General features: G+C 70.6%; 12 protein-coding genes. 2 read left to right on the forward strand and 10 right to left on the reverse strand.

Annotated features, from left to right (window positions below):
* Positions 1 to 41: 41 nt before the first annotated feature.
* Together H4281_RS31825 and imuA' are read right to left on the reverse strand one after the other, a co-directional pair.
* On the reverse strand, positions 42 to 1,628 hold the full coding sequence (locus H4281_RS31825) for a DNA polymerase Y family protein (protein WP_182894682.1): 1,587 nt from the start codon (positions 1,626 to 1,628) through the stop codon (positions 42 to 44).
* Positions 1,629 to 1,663: 35 nt separating this feature from the next.
* Positions 1,664 to 2,395 (reverse strand): DnaE2-dependent mutagenesis accessory factor ImuA', encoded by a 732-nt coding sequence (gene imuA' / locus H4281_RS31830; protein ID WP_512699002.1) that lies wholly within the window; start codon positions 2,393 to 2,395, stop codon positions 1,664 to 1,666.
* A gap of 1,612 nt (positions 2,396 to 4,007) precedes the next feature.
* Between imuA' and H4281_RS31835 the strand changes: the two genes are divergently transcribed.
* The gene (locus H4281_RS31835; RefSeq protein WP_182894571.1) at positions 4,008 to 4,520 is read left to right on the forward strand and encodes a GNAT family N-acetyltransferase; all 513 of its coding nucleotides are present in this window, start codon (positions 4,008 to 4,010) and stop codon (positions 4,518 to 4,520) included.
* A 43-nt stretch (positions 4,521 to 4,563) separates the two neighbouring features.
* Here the strand turns inward: H4281_RS31835 and purH are convergent, their stop codons facing one another.
* The 8 genes from purH to H4281_RS31875 form a co-directional block, all read right to left on the reverse strand.
* Positions 4,564 to 6,126: a bifunctional phosphoribosylaminoimidazolecarboxamide formyltransferase/IMP cyclohydrolase gene (gene purH / locus H4281_RS31840; protein WP_182894572.1), complete on the reverse strand. Its 1,563-nt coding sequence runs from the start codon at positions 6,124 to 6,126 to the stop codon at positions 4,564 to 4,566.
* On the reverse strand, positions 6,123 to 6,740 hold the full coding sequence (gene purN, locus H4281_RS31845) for a phosphoribosylglycinamide formyltransferase (RefSeq protein WP_182894573.1): 618 nt from the start codon (positions 6,738 to 6,740) through the stop codon (positions 6,123 to 6,125). Before purN ends, purH begins: the two co-directional genes overlap by 4 nt.
* A gap of 74 nt (positions 6,741 to 6,814) precedes the next feature.
* A complete protein-coding gene (locus H4281_RS31850) occupies positions 6,815 to 8,368 on the reverse strand; it encodes a cell division protein PerM (protein ID WP_182894574.1) in 1,554 nt (517 codons plus the stop codon).
* Between the two features lie 143 nt (positions 8,369 to 8,511).
* Complete coding sequence (locus H4281_RS31855) at positions 8,512 to 9,228, reverse strand: DUF5336 domain-containing protein (RefSeq protein WP_182894575.1); 717 nt, start codon at positions 9,226 to 9,228, stop codon at positions 8,512 to 8,514.
* 217 nt (positions 9,229 to 9,445) lie between these two features.
* The gene (gene sucD / locus H4281_RS31860; protein WP_009072477.1) at positions 9,446 to 10,336 is read right to left on the reverse strand and encodes a succinate--CoA ligase subunit alpha; all 891 of its coding nucleotides are present in this window, start codon (positions 10,334 to 10,336) and stop codon (positions 9,446 to 9,448) included.
* Position 10,337: 1 nt separating this feature from the next.
* Entirely contained in the window at positions 10,338 to 11,507 is a 1,170-nt protein-coding gene (gene sucC, locus H4281_RS31865; RefSeq protein ID WP_182894576.1) for an ADP-forming succinate--CoA ligase subunit beta, read from the reverse strand.
* Between the two features lie 118 nt (positions 11,508 to 11,625).
* Positions 11,626 to 11,922, reverse strand: a complete 297-nt coding sequence (locus H4281_RS31870) for a hypothetical protein (protein WP_376771973.1) — start codon at positions 11,920 to 11,922, stop codon at positions 11,626 to 11,628.
* Positions 11,923 to 11,942: 20 nt separating this feature from the next.
* Entirely contained in the window at positions 11,943 to 13,547 is a 1,605-nt protein-coding gene (locus tag H4281_RS31875; RefSeq protein WP_237597989.1) for a hypothetical protein, read from the reverse strand.
* A 57-nt stretch (positions 13,548 to 13,604) separates the two neighbouring features.
* On the opposite strand from H4281_RS31875, the gene H4281_RS31880 reads away from it, so the two are divergent.
* Positions 13,605 to 13,943, forward strand: a complete 339-nt coding sequence (locus H4281_RS31880; protein WP_182894695.1) for a hypothetical protein — start codon at positions 13,605 to 13,607, stop codon at positions 13,941 to 13,943.
* Positions 13,944 to 15,332 lie beyond the last annotated feature (1,389 nt).

A 15,332-nucleotide genomic window follows, 5' to 3' on the forward strand; every position in this document is an offset into this window, starting at 1 on the left:
CCTTTCGTTTTCTCCACCGGTTTTCGGTTTTCCCGGCCGGTTCAGTCGTAGCTTCCCTCCACTGTCCACACTGGATTTTCAGTTCCGGAGCAGAGGACGAGCACCGCCTCCGGTGCTTCGTTTTCCCCTGCCGCGAGCAGCAGTTGCAGCCGGGCTTGCTGCGGTCCGGTCGAACGACGGCCCGACGTGACCGGCCACGGACCGGCCCATCCGGTGATCGGCCGCGGCGGCCCGCCCGCGACGCACAGTCCGCTCGGCGGCGCGGTCAGCCGTTTGCGCGCGGTGAGACCGACTGGTCGTCCCTGCTCGTCGATAACCTGGACTGGCAACGGTTGTTCCAGCACCGTCGCCGGAGACGGGGACGGCAACCGGGCAGGCCACGTGGCGTCCGGCGGTCCGGTCGGTTCCCGCGGATCGCCCCACGGGATGAGCCGGACCCGGCTGGCCGGATCACGTCCGCCGTCGAGCAGCGGCGTGACCACGCCCTCCGGGCCGAGTAAACCTTGCACCCGCACGAACGCACGGCCGGCCCGTTCGGCAGCCAATTCCTCGTCCTCGCCCGGACCGGCGCCGGGATCGCTCCCCCGCCACAGCCCCAGCTGCAATGACCTCCCTTCGACAGTCTCTTCCGGTTCGAGCCGCAACCGCGCGACCCCGGCCGTGGGCCGTTCGCCGGGCGCGGCCTTGAGCCAGCCCTCGAACTGCCACCGGACCCGGTCCGCAACCCCTTGCGGCGTAAGTGGTTCCGCACAACGCCAGACGCGACCGAGCTGCTCACCGTTCTCAGTTGTCGCGTATATACCCAATCGAGTGCATGCGAGCCCGCGATCGGCGAGCGCGGCGTGGAACCGCGCGCCGAGTTTTTTGGCCATGAACGCGGCGACGTCCACTCGGGCGAGCACCGGATCGAACGATTCGGCAAGCGACAGTTCCGGCGGCGGACTGCGACGCAACGGCGGCCGGTCGGACAATCCCCGGGCCAGCCTATGCGCGAGCACGCCGGCGCGTCCGAACCGAGCGGCCACGTCCCGCTCGCCGAGTTCGGCGAAGGCGCCGAGCGTGCGCAACCCGAGCCGGACGAGCAGGCCGACCAGATCCGCTCGCTCGGCATCCGGCTGGTCCAGCTCAGTCACCGGCAACGGGGCGAGAAATTCGGCGCTCCGCCCAGGTTCGACCAGCGCTCCCTGCCGCGCGGCGAGGGTCGCCGCGAACAGTCCTTCCGCCACCCCGACCTGGCATTCGACTCCCGCCGCCGCGGCCACCTGGTCCACCAGTTTTTCCGCAAGCCGCGGTTCGCCGCCGAAATACCCGGCCGCACCCGCGACGGGAACCGCGAGCAGCCCGGGCCGCACCACTTCCAGCCCGACGACCAGTTCCTCCACCGCCGAAGCGACGGCCTCGAAAAACCGTGCGTCCCGCGCCTCGTCTACGCCGAACACCGACAGGTCGGGGCACTGGGATTCCGCTTCGCGCCGCCGCATGCCGCGCCGGATGTTCCGCGCCCGCGCGACCGCGGTGCACGCCACGACCCGGTTGGCATGGAACACCGCCGCCGGCTGGGTAAGCACGCTCCCCGCCGCGGCGACGGCAGCGACCGCGGGCCAGTCTGGGCACCACAGGACCAGCATTCGCACGGGATGGCGACGCGGGTCTTTGCTTTGGTTCACCCGACCGCCTCTTCCCGCGCCGCGACGCGCTTCTCGCCCTGGGAAACCCGGCCGTCCTGGCCAGGCAGAAGCATTGATGCCGACCGAGGCCGGGCTGCTGCACCGCGTCCGCGGGCGTGCACCTCGACCGGACGGGAACGGAGGTGCCCGGCACCGTGTTCGAGCACCCCGGTCCAGGCGCCTGGGGTGCAGTGCAACTCGACGTCGGCGGAAGGCCAGTGCCCCAGCGAAAGCAGCACTGCTCCGCGATGCCGGGCCCGCGCCGCGAGCCGTCGCGCGACGTCCGGCCGGACTGACCTGGGTTCGGTGACGACGAGGTCGACGCCGTCGAGCAAAGCGGCCATCACCGCCTGGTATTCGGCCCCCGGCTGCGGAACCAACGCGAGCCGCGAAACGGCGACGCCGTGCTCGGCCGCCGCGACAATCCCGAGCGACGGGGCCCCGACGACCGCAGCCCACGCCCCGGCGACGGTCGCCTCCGCGAGCAACGCGAACAGCAGCGAGGTGGAGTGGTGAACCGCGACGACGCTTCCGCGGCGCAACCCGGCCCCGGGGAGAAGGTCGGCCAGGGCGGGGGCCACCGGAAGCATCCGCCCGGCAGCCTGATCCCAGTCGGTCCGGGAAGCCCGCTCGGCGGCGACGGTGCTGGCCGTGCTGACGCCGGGGAGGGCGGTCAGTTTGGCCAGCGGGTGCGCCGGGTCCGCTGGTGCGGATGGGTCGGGGTGGATCCTGGTCGGGGGCCGGAGTTTCGAGGGGTTTGCTGGGTGCAGTTGTGCTGGAGGAGCGGATGGAGACCCGGGTTGAGTTTCCTGGTCGGGCTCGGTCAGGGAGACTGGAGGAGTTTCCGGGCGCAGCTGAGACGGCGGCGTGAGCGGAGACTCCGGACTAGGGGCCGGAGGAGTTTCTGGGCGGAGACGAGTCGGTGGCCCGGGCGAAGGTTCCGGACGCGAGTCGGCTGGAGCAAGCGAGCGAAGATGAGTCGATGGCTCCGATTCAGGCTGAGGAGGCGAATCGCGCTCAGCAGACGAGCGAACCTGACCCGAATGCCGCGGGGCAGGTGAACCAGGCCGGCTCGCCGGGGTGAGCGGAGTCGGTGAATCAGGTCCGCTGGACACGCGCGAGTCAGCAGACGACGCAGTACCCGCGGGGCGAAGCTCACGGCCGGATTCGGCCGGCCGGGCCTGCGAACGAAGCGCAGCAGGCGAACGGGCTTCTGCTGCCCCGCCGGAGCTGGCCGGTGTCCATGGCTCGAACGCTGCGTCCAGGGAGTTCGGGCGGGTACGGGATTCGTTCTCCCCCAACGAGAACATCGACCTCGGGGAACCCGCGGACATCGCGGCGACTGGCGTCCGTTCCTTCGCCAATGCTTCGAGCGCCGACCACGGCACCAGTACTTCCCACGAGCGTGCCGGCCGCGCCTCCGGCACGCTCGTGGGCGCGGAAGCCTGGGTTTCCGCGGCGGGGAAGATCTCCTGAGACGACCGCTTCAGCAGGGCGGAAATCCCCGCAGTGCCAAGGAGATCGGTCGTGGCGGAGTCAGCGGGAAGAACCGGAGGGCGCAGTTTCCCGGCCGCCACCGAAGAGTCGCTCGGCGCGGCATCGGCCTCGGCCAGAGCCACCGCGCCGCCCGATCCCGACGCCGCCCCCACCAGAGACCGAGTGTCGCTCGCCCTCAACGCCTTCCCGGCTGCGGGCGAGGAACCACCCGTCGCCGAAGTTCCCACGGCCATCTCAGCCAGGGCCGCAGCGCCTCCCGATCCCGACGCCGCCCCAGCCGCTTCCGGAACTCCCCTGGCCCCGGAAGCACCCAAAGCCATCCCGGCCACGACCGAAGAAGCGTTCGCCGCCGAGGCCCCCGAAACCACCCCGGCCAAAGCCGAAGCCTCACCCGCTCCCCAAAAACCAGCCGTGACCGCACCGTCCGCGGAAGTCCCCCCAGCCTCTCCAGCCGCCCCCGCGGCCGAAGAAACCCTTGATCCTTCCGCGATCTCCGAAGCAAACCCCGAAGAAGCAGCCCCCGAAGCCGCTCCGGTCGTCACCGGTTTCTCCTTCCGCCGGGATCGGCCGACGAGTCCGTCCCGGGACAGGTCGGCACACCTGGCCCGGGACGGACGTCGACACACCGCGGGGAAGGCGGTTCCGCATCCTCATCCGTGCGGAAACCGCACGGTCACCCAACAATCGCACCCAAAAACACACCACTGCGCCGAACAGGATCGAACACCCGTTCGACACCACTCAGTCTCGCTCCACCCCGCCCCGGCTGTCAAGCGCGCACGGAGAAACAACCCGGAAGATCACCGGACACCAGGAAAACGGCTCTTTACACTGGGAACCCTGATGAAGACAGGACACATCGCCCTGCGGGGTTTCGCCGAAGCCGACCTTCCGGTGCTCGACCGGTTCTCCACGGACCCGGACGGCACCGGCACCTTTCAGTGGACGAGGTTCACCGGGCCGCAGGCACGGCGCCGGTTCGCCGAGGACGGGTTCCTCAGCCCGGCGTCAAGCGCGGTCGCGGTGACGGTCGACTCGGTGGTCGCCGGGATGGCTACCTGGGAGGCGGCCGACCGGGGCGGGCCCGCCGGCGGATGCTTCCGGGTCGGCGTCGCGTTGCTACCCGACTATCGCGGGCACGGCACCGACGCGAAGGCGTACCAACTGCTCGTCGACCAGCTCTTCCGGCACACCCGCGCGCACCGGCTCGAAGCCTTCGTCGACAGCGAGGACGTCGCCGGGCAGCACACGCTGGAGAAGACCGGCTTCCATCGCGAAGGTCTGCTCTGCCAGGTCACCTGGCGCGACGGCGGCTACCGCGACGAGGTCGTCTACGCGATCCTGCGCGAGGGATGAAAAACCGGCCGGGACCCGAAAGTCCCGGCCGGCCAGCAGAAAATCAGTGCGCGAAGTGGCGCGTTCCGGTGAGGTACAGCGTGATCCCGGCGGCCTCGGCGGCGGCGATCACCTCGGCGTCGCGGATGGACCCGCCGGGCTGGACGACGGCTCGCACGCCCGCCTCGATCAGCACCTCGAGCCCGTCCGGGAACGGGAAGAACGCGTCCGACGCGCCGACCGAGCCCTTCGCCCGGTCGCCCGCCCGCGCGACCGCCAGCCGCGACGAGTCGACGCGGTTGACCTGGCCCATGCCGACCCCGACGGTCGCCTGCTCGTGCGCCAGCAGGATCGCGTTGGACTTCACCGCGCGCAGCGCCCGCCACGCGAACTCCAGGTCCGCCAGGGTCTGCTCGTCGGCGGGCGAGCCGGTGGCCAGCTCCCAGTTCGCCGGGTCGTCGCCGGGGGCGTCGATCGCGTCGGCGGTCTGCACGAGCACACCGCCGGAGATCGGCCGGAACTCGACCGGGGCCGCGTTCTCGATCGCGGGCAGCTTCAGCAGCCGCACGTTCTTCTTGCGCTGCAAGATCTCCAGCGCTTCCGGCTCGAAGTCGGGGGCGAGCACGACCTCGGTGAACACCTCGGCGATCTGCTCCGCCGCCGCGACGCTCACCGGCCGGTTCGTGGCGATCACGCCGCCGTACGCGGACACCGGGTCGCAGGCGTGCGCCTTGCGGTGCGCTTCGGCGACGTCCGCGCCGACAGCGATCCCGCACGGGTTGGCGTGCTTGATGATCGCGACAGCCGGCTCGGAGAAGTCGAAGGCGGCCCGACGCGCGGCGTCAGTGTCGACGTAGTTGTTGTACGACATCGCCTTGCCGTGAAGCTGCTCCGCGTGCGCGAGGCCTGGCTGCGCGCCGCGGTACAGCGCCGCCTTCTGGTGCGGGTTCTCGCCGTAGCGCAGTACGTCCGCACGGTCCCACGTCGCGCCGAGGAAGTCTGGGAAGCCACTGTCGTCCGAAGGCGCGTACGCGTTGGCGAACCACGAAGCGACAGCGGTGTCGTACGCAGCCGTGTGCGCGTACGCCTGCGCAGCGAGCCGCTTGCGGTCCGAGAGTTCGAAGCCACCCGCGGAGACCTGCTCAAGCACCCACGCGTACCGCGCCGGGTCCACGACGACAGCGACGCTGCCGTGGTTCTTCGCTGCTGCGCGCACCATCGCAGGACCGCCGATGTCGATGTTCTCGACGCAGTCCTCGAAGCTCGCTCCGGACGCGACGGTCGCCTGGAACGGGTACAGGTTCACCACGAGCAGGTCGAAAGCCGCGATGTCGAGTTGCTTGAGCTGGGCGACGTGGTCGTCGTTGCCCTGGTCGGCGAGCAGCCCGGCGTGCACGCGCGGGTGCAGCGTCTTGACCCGGCCGTCGAACGACTCGGGGAACCCGGTGACCTGCTCGACCGGCGTGACCGGAACCCCGGCGTTCGCGATGACCTTCGCCGTGCCGCCGGTCGACACGATCTCCACGCCGGCCGCGTGCAGGCCGGTCGCGAGCTCGAGCAGGCCGGCCTTGTCCGAGACGCCGATCAGCGCGCGCCGGACCGGGCGCCGTCCCTGTGCTGTGCTCACGAAAACCTCACCTTTCGTCCGTCCACGGTGCACCCACCACGGCCGAGTCGCTCGATCGTTTCAACCAGCAGCCTGCGTTCCACGGCTTTGATCCGCTCGTGCAGGACGTCTTCGGTGTCGTCGGTCTCCACCGGCACCGCCTCCTGGGCGATGACCGGGCCAGTGTCCACCCCGGCGTCGACGAAATGCACCGTCGATCCGGTGACGCGCACGCCCGCGGCCAGCGCGTCGGCGACCGCGTGCATCCCGGGGAACGACGGCAGCAGCGCGGGGTGGGTGTTGATCACGCGGCCAGCGAACCGCGACAGGAACTCCGGCCCGAGGATCTTCATGAAGCCCGCGGACACCACGAGGTCGGGCTGATAGGCCGCGACCGCCTCGGCGAGCGCGCGGTCCCACGCGGCCCGGTCCGGATGGTCGGCGACGCGCACGGTGAACGACGGCACATCAGCCCGTTCCGCCCGCGCGAGCGCCTCGATTCCCTTCCGATCGGCGCCGACCGCGACGACGGAGGCCGGGAACCCGGGCTGCCCGACCGCGTCGAGCACAGCCTGCAGCAGCGTGCCGGAACCGGACGCGAGCACGACGATCTTCACCGGAGTGGGCAGTTCCAAGCGGCTGGCCAGAACGGGCTCCTTGCACGGCGGTACGCCTCGGGCGCACGGCGCTTCACCAGGTCGCCCCAACCCTAACGGTCGTCCTCGGCGGGCTTCGCGTCGCCGGAGTCCTCGGTGGACTCGGTCACAGCGTCCGGCTCTTCGGCGGGGGTTTCCGGCTTGTCCTCGGACTTGTCCTCGGTCTCGGCTGCTTCGGTTTCCGGCTCGTCCTCCGGCTGGTCGAGGCCCAGTTCCGCGTCGGCCTCGGCGTCGAAGTCCTCGTCGTCCTCAGAGTCTCCGGAATCTTCAGCGTCCTCAGCGTCTTCGGTTTCCTCGGCCTCGGCCGGGTCCGCGACGTCCTCATCGGGCTCGGGCTCCTCCGGCTCGGCATCCCCGGACTCAGCCGACTCGGCCTCGGCCTCGGCTTCGGGCTCGTCCTCCACCTCAAGCGACCCGACCGGCCGCATCGGAGCGTGCGCCCCCGCGAAGAAGGCCACGAACCCGGCCGGAATGACGATCCAGCAGAACGCGACGATCGACGCCACCCCGACCGGCACGCTGACCGGGTCGAACGGACCGTCGCCGAGCCGCCCGCCCGCGAGCGTGCCCAGCAGCACGCAGCCGAACCCGACGACCGCGCCCGCGACGACCACGACCCGCAACCGCGCCGCCGGGTCCTCGTCCACCGCGCGGACCGACCAGCCGACCAGCACGCCGACCGCCAGCGGCAGCACCAGCAGCACCGGCCACCACGACGCGGCGTGCTCGGGGATGCCGCCCAGCAGCGGCACCCCGGGGACGGAACCGCCGCGGTAGCCGATGAGGTGCACGTCCAGACTGCCGATGCTGAATCCGGGTCCGCTCACGAACGACATCGCGGCCACCACAGCGTTCGGCAGGTACAGCACGGAAAGCAGGAACAGGCCGAAGCTGCTCCCGAACGACGGCTCGAACAGACTGGACACCGTGCGCGCGGACAGCGCCGTGGCTGCGGTGAGCGTCAGCGCGCCAGCGGCCAGCAGCGCGAACAGTCCGAGCAGGCCCGCGCGCAGACCGCGAAAAGCCAGCGGGTCAAGCCGGTCGACGAGCACCTGCGGCGTCCCGAACCGGCGAAGCACCCCGCCGGTGGCCGCGAGCCCGGAGATCGCGGCAGGCACGACCGCGGCGAGCCAGAAGTTCGCCCGCACCGGTTCGCCGATCGAAAACAGCGAGATCAGCACGCCGAACAGCAGATGTGCGCCGGAAATCGTGGCGATCAACGGGACCGCGTGCCGCAGCCTGGCGCAGCGAAGCCGTCGCACGGCCTTGGCCGCGGCCCGCGCGACCAGCAGCACCACGCCGATCGTCGGCAGCAGCGGCAGCATCCCGAGCGGATGCCCGCCGATCCCGAGTTCGACCTGGTAGGCGGCCAGCCAGCCAGGCCCCGCCGACAGCAGCACGCCGCCCGCGGAAAAGATCGCGTGCTGGGCGGTCAGGGCGACGAGCGCGAGCAGCGTGGCGACCACCGCGTAGCCGGTGACGAGCGGGCCGAGCGCCGCGGCGAGCAACACCCGGAACCGGGGAACATCCTGGTCAAGGGAGTCGCCCACCGGCTCGTCGCCCGCGGGGCGTCCGGGACTGGTGAGCACCTGCATGTCCTCGACCATGACATCCGCGCTCGGCCGTCCGGGTGAGGCACGCCGCCCGGCGGACGTGGCGAATCCAACGCCCACCCGGTCGTGGCACCGGGCCAAGAAAAACACCCGCTGTGACACGGAGAGTCACAGCGGGTGGGTGATGCGAAGGGGTTTCAGCCTTGCTGTCCGAAACCGCCGGGCGGGGTGCCCGGTTTGTTCTGCTCAGCGGGCGGCTGGAAGAACTGGCCCTGCTGCGGCGCGTACGTCGTCGCCTGCCCGCCGGGCGGCGGAGTGGCGGGCGGCTGCTGCCCCGGAGCAGGCGGCTGCGGGGACTGCTGGCCGGGAGCCGGCTGGTACTGCGTCGGCTGGTACTGGCCCTGCTGACCGTAGGGCTGCTGATACGCCGGAGCGGACGGCTGCGCCGTCGGCGGCTTGAGCACGCCGTACTCGAACAGCAGCAGGGCGACCGACGCGGCCATCTGCAGGAGACCGAGGATCAGCACCACGATCACGATGGCGGACGTGCGCCCGGAGATGACGGAGTCGAGCGCGCCCAGCCCGCCGAGCACGCTGAACAGCGCGGCGAACGGCAGCGTCTTCGGTCCCTTGGGCAACAGGTTCAGCGCCGACAGCAAACCGCCGACAAGCAGGAACAGAATGGGCTGCCCGGCCGTGCCCGCCTCGGCGGCGAAGCCGAGGAAGTACTGCACCAGTCCAAGCCCGGCCACGCCGAGGGACAGCAGCAGCGGAAGGTTCGGCGGCGCTCCGGAGCCCGCGGCAGGCGGGCCCTGCTGCGGCTGGGGCTGCTGCGGGAACCCGCCCGACGGGGGCGGTCCCTGGGACGGCTGGCCCTGCTGAGGGTAGCCGGGCCCGCCACTGGGGAAGGTCATCGGAAGCTCTCCTGTCTCATCGACCGGCGGTTCGGGATCCTGTGGCGCCCGGGGTGCGCCGGCGGCGTCCCCCGCTCACGAGTGACTGCACGCTAGCGCATCCGCCGTGGGCGTCCGCGACGTTGGACGCACTGAACGCCGGATCGGTTGCGGGCGGAAACGACGAAGGCCGGGCACCGTGTCGGTGCCCGGCCTCCGCCAGTGGAGTCGTCGCTGGTCAGCCGAGGCTGTTGTACAGCTCACGGGCGAGAACAGCGGTCTCGCTCGGGGTCTTGCCGACCTTGACGCCGGCGGCCTCGAGGGCCTCCTTCTTCGCCGCGGCGGTGCCCGACGAACCGGAGACGATCGCGCCCGCGTGGCCCATCGTCTTGCCCTCGGGGGCGGTGAAGCCCGCGACGTAGCCGACGACCGGCTTGGTCACGTTCTCCTTGATGTAGGCCGCGGCGCGCTCCTCGGCGTCGCCGCCGATCTCGCCGATCATCACGATGACCTTGGTGTCGGCGTCCTTCTCGAACGCCTCGAGGGCGTCGATGTGGGTGGTGCCGATGACCGGGTCGCCGCCGATGCCGACCGCGGTCGAGAAACCGATGTCGCGCAGCTCGTACATCATCTGGTAGGTCAGCGTGCCCGACTTCGACACGAGGCCGATCGGGCCCGCGCCGGTGATGTCGGCCGGGATGATGCCCGCGTTCGACTTGCCGGGGCTGATCACGCCGGGGCAGTTCGGCCCGATGATCCGGGTCTTGTTGCCGGTCGCGACCGCGTGCGCCCAGAAGTAGGCCGAGTCGTGCACCGGGATGCCCTCGGTGATGACGACGGCCAGCGGGATCTCGGCGTCAATGGCCTCGATGACCGCGTCCTTGGCGAACTTCGGCGGCACGAAGATGACCGACACGTCGGCGCCGGTCTCCTTGATGGCCTCCTCGACCGTGCCGAACACGGTGAGGTCCTTGCCCTCGATGGTGACCGTCTGGCCGGCCTTGCGGGCGTTGACGCCGCCCACGATGTTGGTGCCGGACTTCAGCATCTTGGTCGCGTGCTTCATGCCCTCGGAGCCGGTGAGCCCCTGGACGATGACCTTGCTGTTCTCGTTGAGGAAGATCGACATCTCACGCACCTGCCGCGGCGAGCTCGGCAGCCTTGTCGGCCGCGTTGTCCATTGTGTCCACCACGGTGACCAGCGGGTGGTTCGCGTCGGCCAGGATCTGGCGACCCTCGACGACGTTGTTGCCGTCCAGGCGGACGACCAGCGGCTTGGTGGCCTCGTCGCCCAGGATCTTCAGCGCCTCGACGATGCCGTTCGCGACCGCGTCGCACGCGGTGATGCCGCCGAAGACGTTCACGAACACGCTCTTCACGTCGGTGTCGTTGAGGATGACGTCCAGACCGGCCGCCATGACCTCGGCCGACGCGCCGCCGCCGATGTCGAGGAAGTTGGCGGGCTTGACGCCGCCGTGCTTCTCGCCCGCGTACGCCACGACGTCCAAAGTGGACATCACGAGGCCCGCGCCGTTGCCGATGATCCCGACTTCGCCCTCGAGCTTGACGTAGTTGAGGTTCTTGGCCTTGGCCTTCGCCTCGAGCGGGTTCTCGGCCTGCTTGTCGACGAGCTCCTCGTGCGCCGGGTGGCGGAAGGAGGCGTTCTCGTCGAGGGTGACCTTGCCGTCGAGGGCGATGATCTTGTCCTGCGGGTCGCGGACCAGCGGGTTGACCTCGACCAGGGTGGCGTCCTCGGAGACGAAGGTCTCCCACAGCTTCACCACGACGTCGGCGGCCTCGTCGATGATCTCGGCCGGGAAGTTGCCCGCCTTGAGGATCTCGAGCGCGGTGGCCTTGTCGACGCCCTTGATCGCGTCGACCGGGATCTTGGCGAGCGCGTCCGGGCGCTCGACCGCGAGCTGCTCGATCTCCATGCCGCCCTCGGACGACGCCATCGCGAGGAAGGTGCGGTTGGCGCGGTCGAGCAGGAAGGAGAAGTAGTACTCGGACGCGATGTCCGAGGCTTCCGCCACCAGCACGCGGTGCGTGATGTGGCCCTTGATGTCGAGGCCGAGGATGGCTTCCGCCTTCTCCTTCGCCTCGTCGGGCGTCTGGGCCAGCTTGACGCCGCCCGCCTTGCCCCGGCCGCCGACCTTCACCTGCGCCTTGACGACGACCTGGGTGCCGATCTGCTCCGCGGCGGCCTTGGCTTCTTCCGGGGTGCTTGCCACGGCGCCCGGCAGAACCGGTACTCCGTGGGCGGCGAAGAGATCCCTCGCCTGGTACTCGTAGAGGTCCACTACTCCAGTCTCCTGACGACACGCCACTGTGGTGGTCCGTTTTCCGGACCGCGCTGTCGGACCAGTCGAGGTTAGCGACCAGCGCAGACGCAGGGGACGCCGCACCTGGTGAAGTCGGTCACCGTACGCGGTCAGAGGGTGTGCCGAGGGTGTGAGACCGCCCACCGACAAGCATTTCGGCGGCCTTTTCGGGGCTTTCCCCGCCTAATTCGATCACCGTGGTGCCGGAGAGCGCTTCCGCGAGACCTTCGGGGACAGGACCGCCGAGGAGGCCCAGAATGTCTGGATCCTCCTGTTCGGCGGTGCACGCGATCTTTTCCGCCGTGTCGAGGTGTCCTACGTGGACGACTTCGAGACCGGCGTCGCGCAGCATTCGCGCCAACGGAATCGCCGCGGTTTCTTCGGCGAGCTCCACGAGGACGACGCGGCGCGGACTCACTTCTTCGCACCCGCAGCCGCGATGACCGCGGTGATGACTGCCGCCACGACCGCAGCCAGTCCGAGCCAGAATCCCGCACCTGGCTTCGCGGCATAGAACAGCCAACTGACCAGCGGAATCTCGGCGACGTGCAAGGCAAGGAGCACCGCCGCTCCGGCCAGTCCAGCCGCCGCGGCGCCGGGCCGCGAACGAACGCTCAACCCGAGCGTCCCGAGAACGACGAGCAGCGCGGCGAGCAATCCCCACGACGGAGTGTCGAAATCGGACCAGAGACCGGGCGGCGCGTAATCCTGCGCGGTGAACACGGGTGTGCCGAACGTCGCGATCGCCAGCACCGCGGTGATTACGGCCGGAATCGCTGAGGCGGATCGCGGCCCTTCGGTACCGGTGTCGTCGCGTTCCACGACACCGGTGAGCACCGCGGCCAATCCGGTAAGCCCGGCGAGACCGAGCGCGATCGCGGTGAAAACGGCTCCCGCGCCGAGGTGGTAACTGATCGCGCCGCCCAGCCCGCCGAGCCCAGTCGCTTCGGAAGCGGTGATGGCCGTGCTGAGGACCGCAGTTCCCGCGAGCACGACGCCAGCCCACAACACCGCGAGAATTCCGCGCGCGCCCGGCGCGGTGCGTCGGGCGAGAAGGAAAGGCGTTGGCAGCACGACAAGAATGGCCGCGATCAGCAGTTGCAGACGAGCCGGACTGTCCGTGCTGTTGCCGAGTTGAGGAGCGTACGCGCCGATCGCCGCCGCGATTCCGGTCAGCACCGCGAGCAGCCCGGTGAGCGCGCGCCAGATGGTGAGCCCCGGCACGCGGGCCTCGCCGGCCAGGTCGGTGCGCTCGGTTTGCGACTGCTGCGGTGTCGCAAGTGGAGTGAGGACGAGAACCAGCACCATCGGCACGACAGCGAGATACGCGCCGGTGGAAACTTCCAGCCCCGACACGGCGAGGCCCGCGACGAACGTCGGCACCGCGACGGCCAGCACCGCCGCGACGATTCCGCCGAGCGTCCCGCGAGCGACGCCGTCGGATCCGGCGAAAACCCCGAGCACCGCGGCGACCGGCAGCGCACCGGCGAGGAGAAGGTAACCGGCGAGCGCTAGCCCGGGACCTTCAAATGCCGACCGGGCAAGGAGAAACGGGTCGTCCGAGAGGACGGGAGTCATCAACAGTCCGACCGCGGCGACGACGGCGAGCAGCGGAATGATCAGCCGCCAGCGGCGTTTGTCATCGCCGCCAGCGATCTCATTGCGCTCCCGCACGACGCGCGCGGCCACTATTCCGGCGGCGAGCGTCAGCAGATGCCCGGCTATCAGCAGCCAGAACCCGATGCCCACGCCGCTGCGGTCGAGCAGCCGGTCGGGGAGATACAGCTCGGGGCGGATGGTTTTGGAGCCGTTGACGAGGAACTGGAGATCGAGGACCAGCCGCCCCGGCGCGAGGGCGGCGAGTCCGGTGACGAGACCGGCGGCCAGCCCGTACCGCCCGCTGCGAGCCGCCGCGACGGCGATCCCGGCCGGGACGACGGCGAGGATGACGAGAAGCGGCCAGGAGAGGTAGCCCGGCCCAGCGTCGGGCGAGACCGGGGCGATGGCGCCGGCGGCCAAGGCCAGGGCGCCGATGGCGAGGAGAGCGGTGGCGGCTCGGAGCCTTGGGGAGGGGGTTTGGTCGGTGAGATCCAGGAGGGCCTCGCCTTGGCGGCTCGCGTCCTGACGGTTTGCGCCTCGGTGACCTGGGTCCTGACGGCTCGCGCCCCGGCGGTCTGCGTCCCGGCGGCCTGCGTCCTGACGGCTCGCGCCCCGGCGGTCTGCGTCCCGGCGATCTGCGTCCTGACGGTTTGCGTCCTGGCGGCTGGGGATGCTCCGCGGCGCGGGTTTCGGCTCGGCCGGGATGGCGGCGGACTTCCGGCTGGTCAGGCCTGGCTCGTCACGCTGTCGCCTGGCGGGTTCCCCGTTGGCCGGGCTTTCCGCTGCGGACCGGTCGCGGGCAACCGGGTCGGCTGAGCTTTCCGCAGAAGCCTCTCCGGCAGAGCCTTCCACCGACTGCGGCTCGGCACGGCCGGGCGAGCTTCCCGCGGATGTCTCTCCGCCGCGGCGAGACGAGCCGGCGGGGCTTGCCGACCTCGGCTCAGCACCGGACGAGTCAGCCGAACGTCCAGCAGGATCTTTCCCTCGGCGACGGGATGAATCGGCTGGATCCGATTTCGCGCGATCGGCGTCGCGGCGGGCTCGGGCTCGGGCGGCGGCCTTGCGTTCGGCGAGGCTGGGACGCCGGGGTCCGGCGGGACGGCCCGGGGTGTCCGGGGCGGAATCGCCGTCGGAAGGCTCTGGGGTCGGCGGAGTCATCGCTCGCGACGCTAGCAAGGACCGGCCCCGGCCCGGGGACAGCAGGGCCGCCTCGACCAGGCCGGAACGCACTTCCAGGTGAATTCCCCGCCGGATGAACCTTTGGCCGTTCCCGCGCGTCTGACGGGTGCGAAGAAAAATTCCGCCGATCCGCGTAAGAGGGGCGCGGGCCGGAGGTCTCGACGGCAGAAGGACGGGAGTGCCGGAGGGAGCGTCGGGAAAAAACTTCGGGGAAGTCGCGTAAGGGAGTGCCGTTCGGGGCGTCACTCCGGCGCGGGACAAAGCACGGGGACACATCGCGGGGGCGATGGACGAGGTCGGATGCCTGTTCGTGGCAGGTGCCCGACCCGGTCGCGGCGGGGAGGCGCGGCGGGTGCCGGAAGGTCGTGGGGACGACTTGCCGGGACCGACGTGGAGAGGGCCGAGACCTGCCGGGGAGGGCAGGTGAACGGCCGCATCGCGGAGGGGAGCCGCGATCTCCGTTCCTGGCAGGCCGGGGAGGACCTGCCAGGAACGGAGGCGGCCAGCGCCTGCCGGGACAGGCGATCCGGCCGGGTCGCGGGGAGCACGACAGGCTCGGGCAGATCGTGGGGACGGTCCGCCTGGGACCGGGGACAGGGACGGCCGGCGCCTGCCGGGGAGGGCAGGCAACCGGCCGCACCGCCGTGAACAGCGGCGACGGACGCTGAGCTTGCCCAGGGCAAGGCAGCCAACTGCGTCACCGAGGTCCTCCACGACGGATGCCGGACGGACTGGACAAGCGGGTCGCGTGGCCGGGTCAGCGCAGGTGAACCGCATCGTCACGGGTGCCGCGGTGCTGACAGGGCGTGCGGACCGAGCCAGAGATGCCGGGCAATGAGGGGCACCAGAGGCTGACCAGGCGAAGCCACCTGACGTGACCGGGCAGCAAACAAGTCGGGTCTCACGCTTGCAGTCCAGGCAGGTCCAGACGGGATTTGTCGCCGGACAGTGGAGGCTCCGCGAGGGCCCACTAGCGCTGCCGCCAGTGAGCGACATCACAAGACTCGGCGTGAAACTGCTTCAACG

Source organism: Amycolatopsis dendrobii (genome assembly GCF_014145675.1).
GTDB lineage: Bacteria > Actinomycetota > Actinomycetes > Mycobacteriales > Pseudonocardiaceae > Amycolatopsis > Amycolatopsis dendrobii.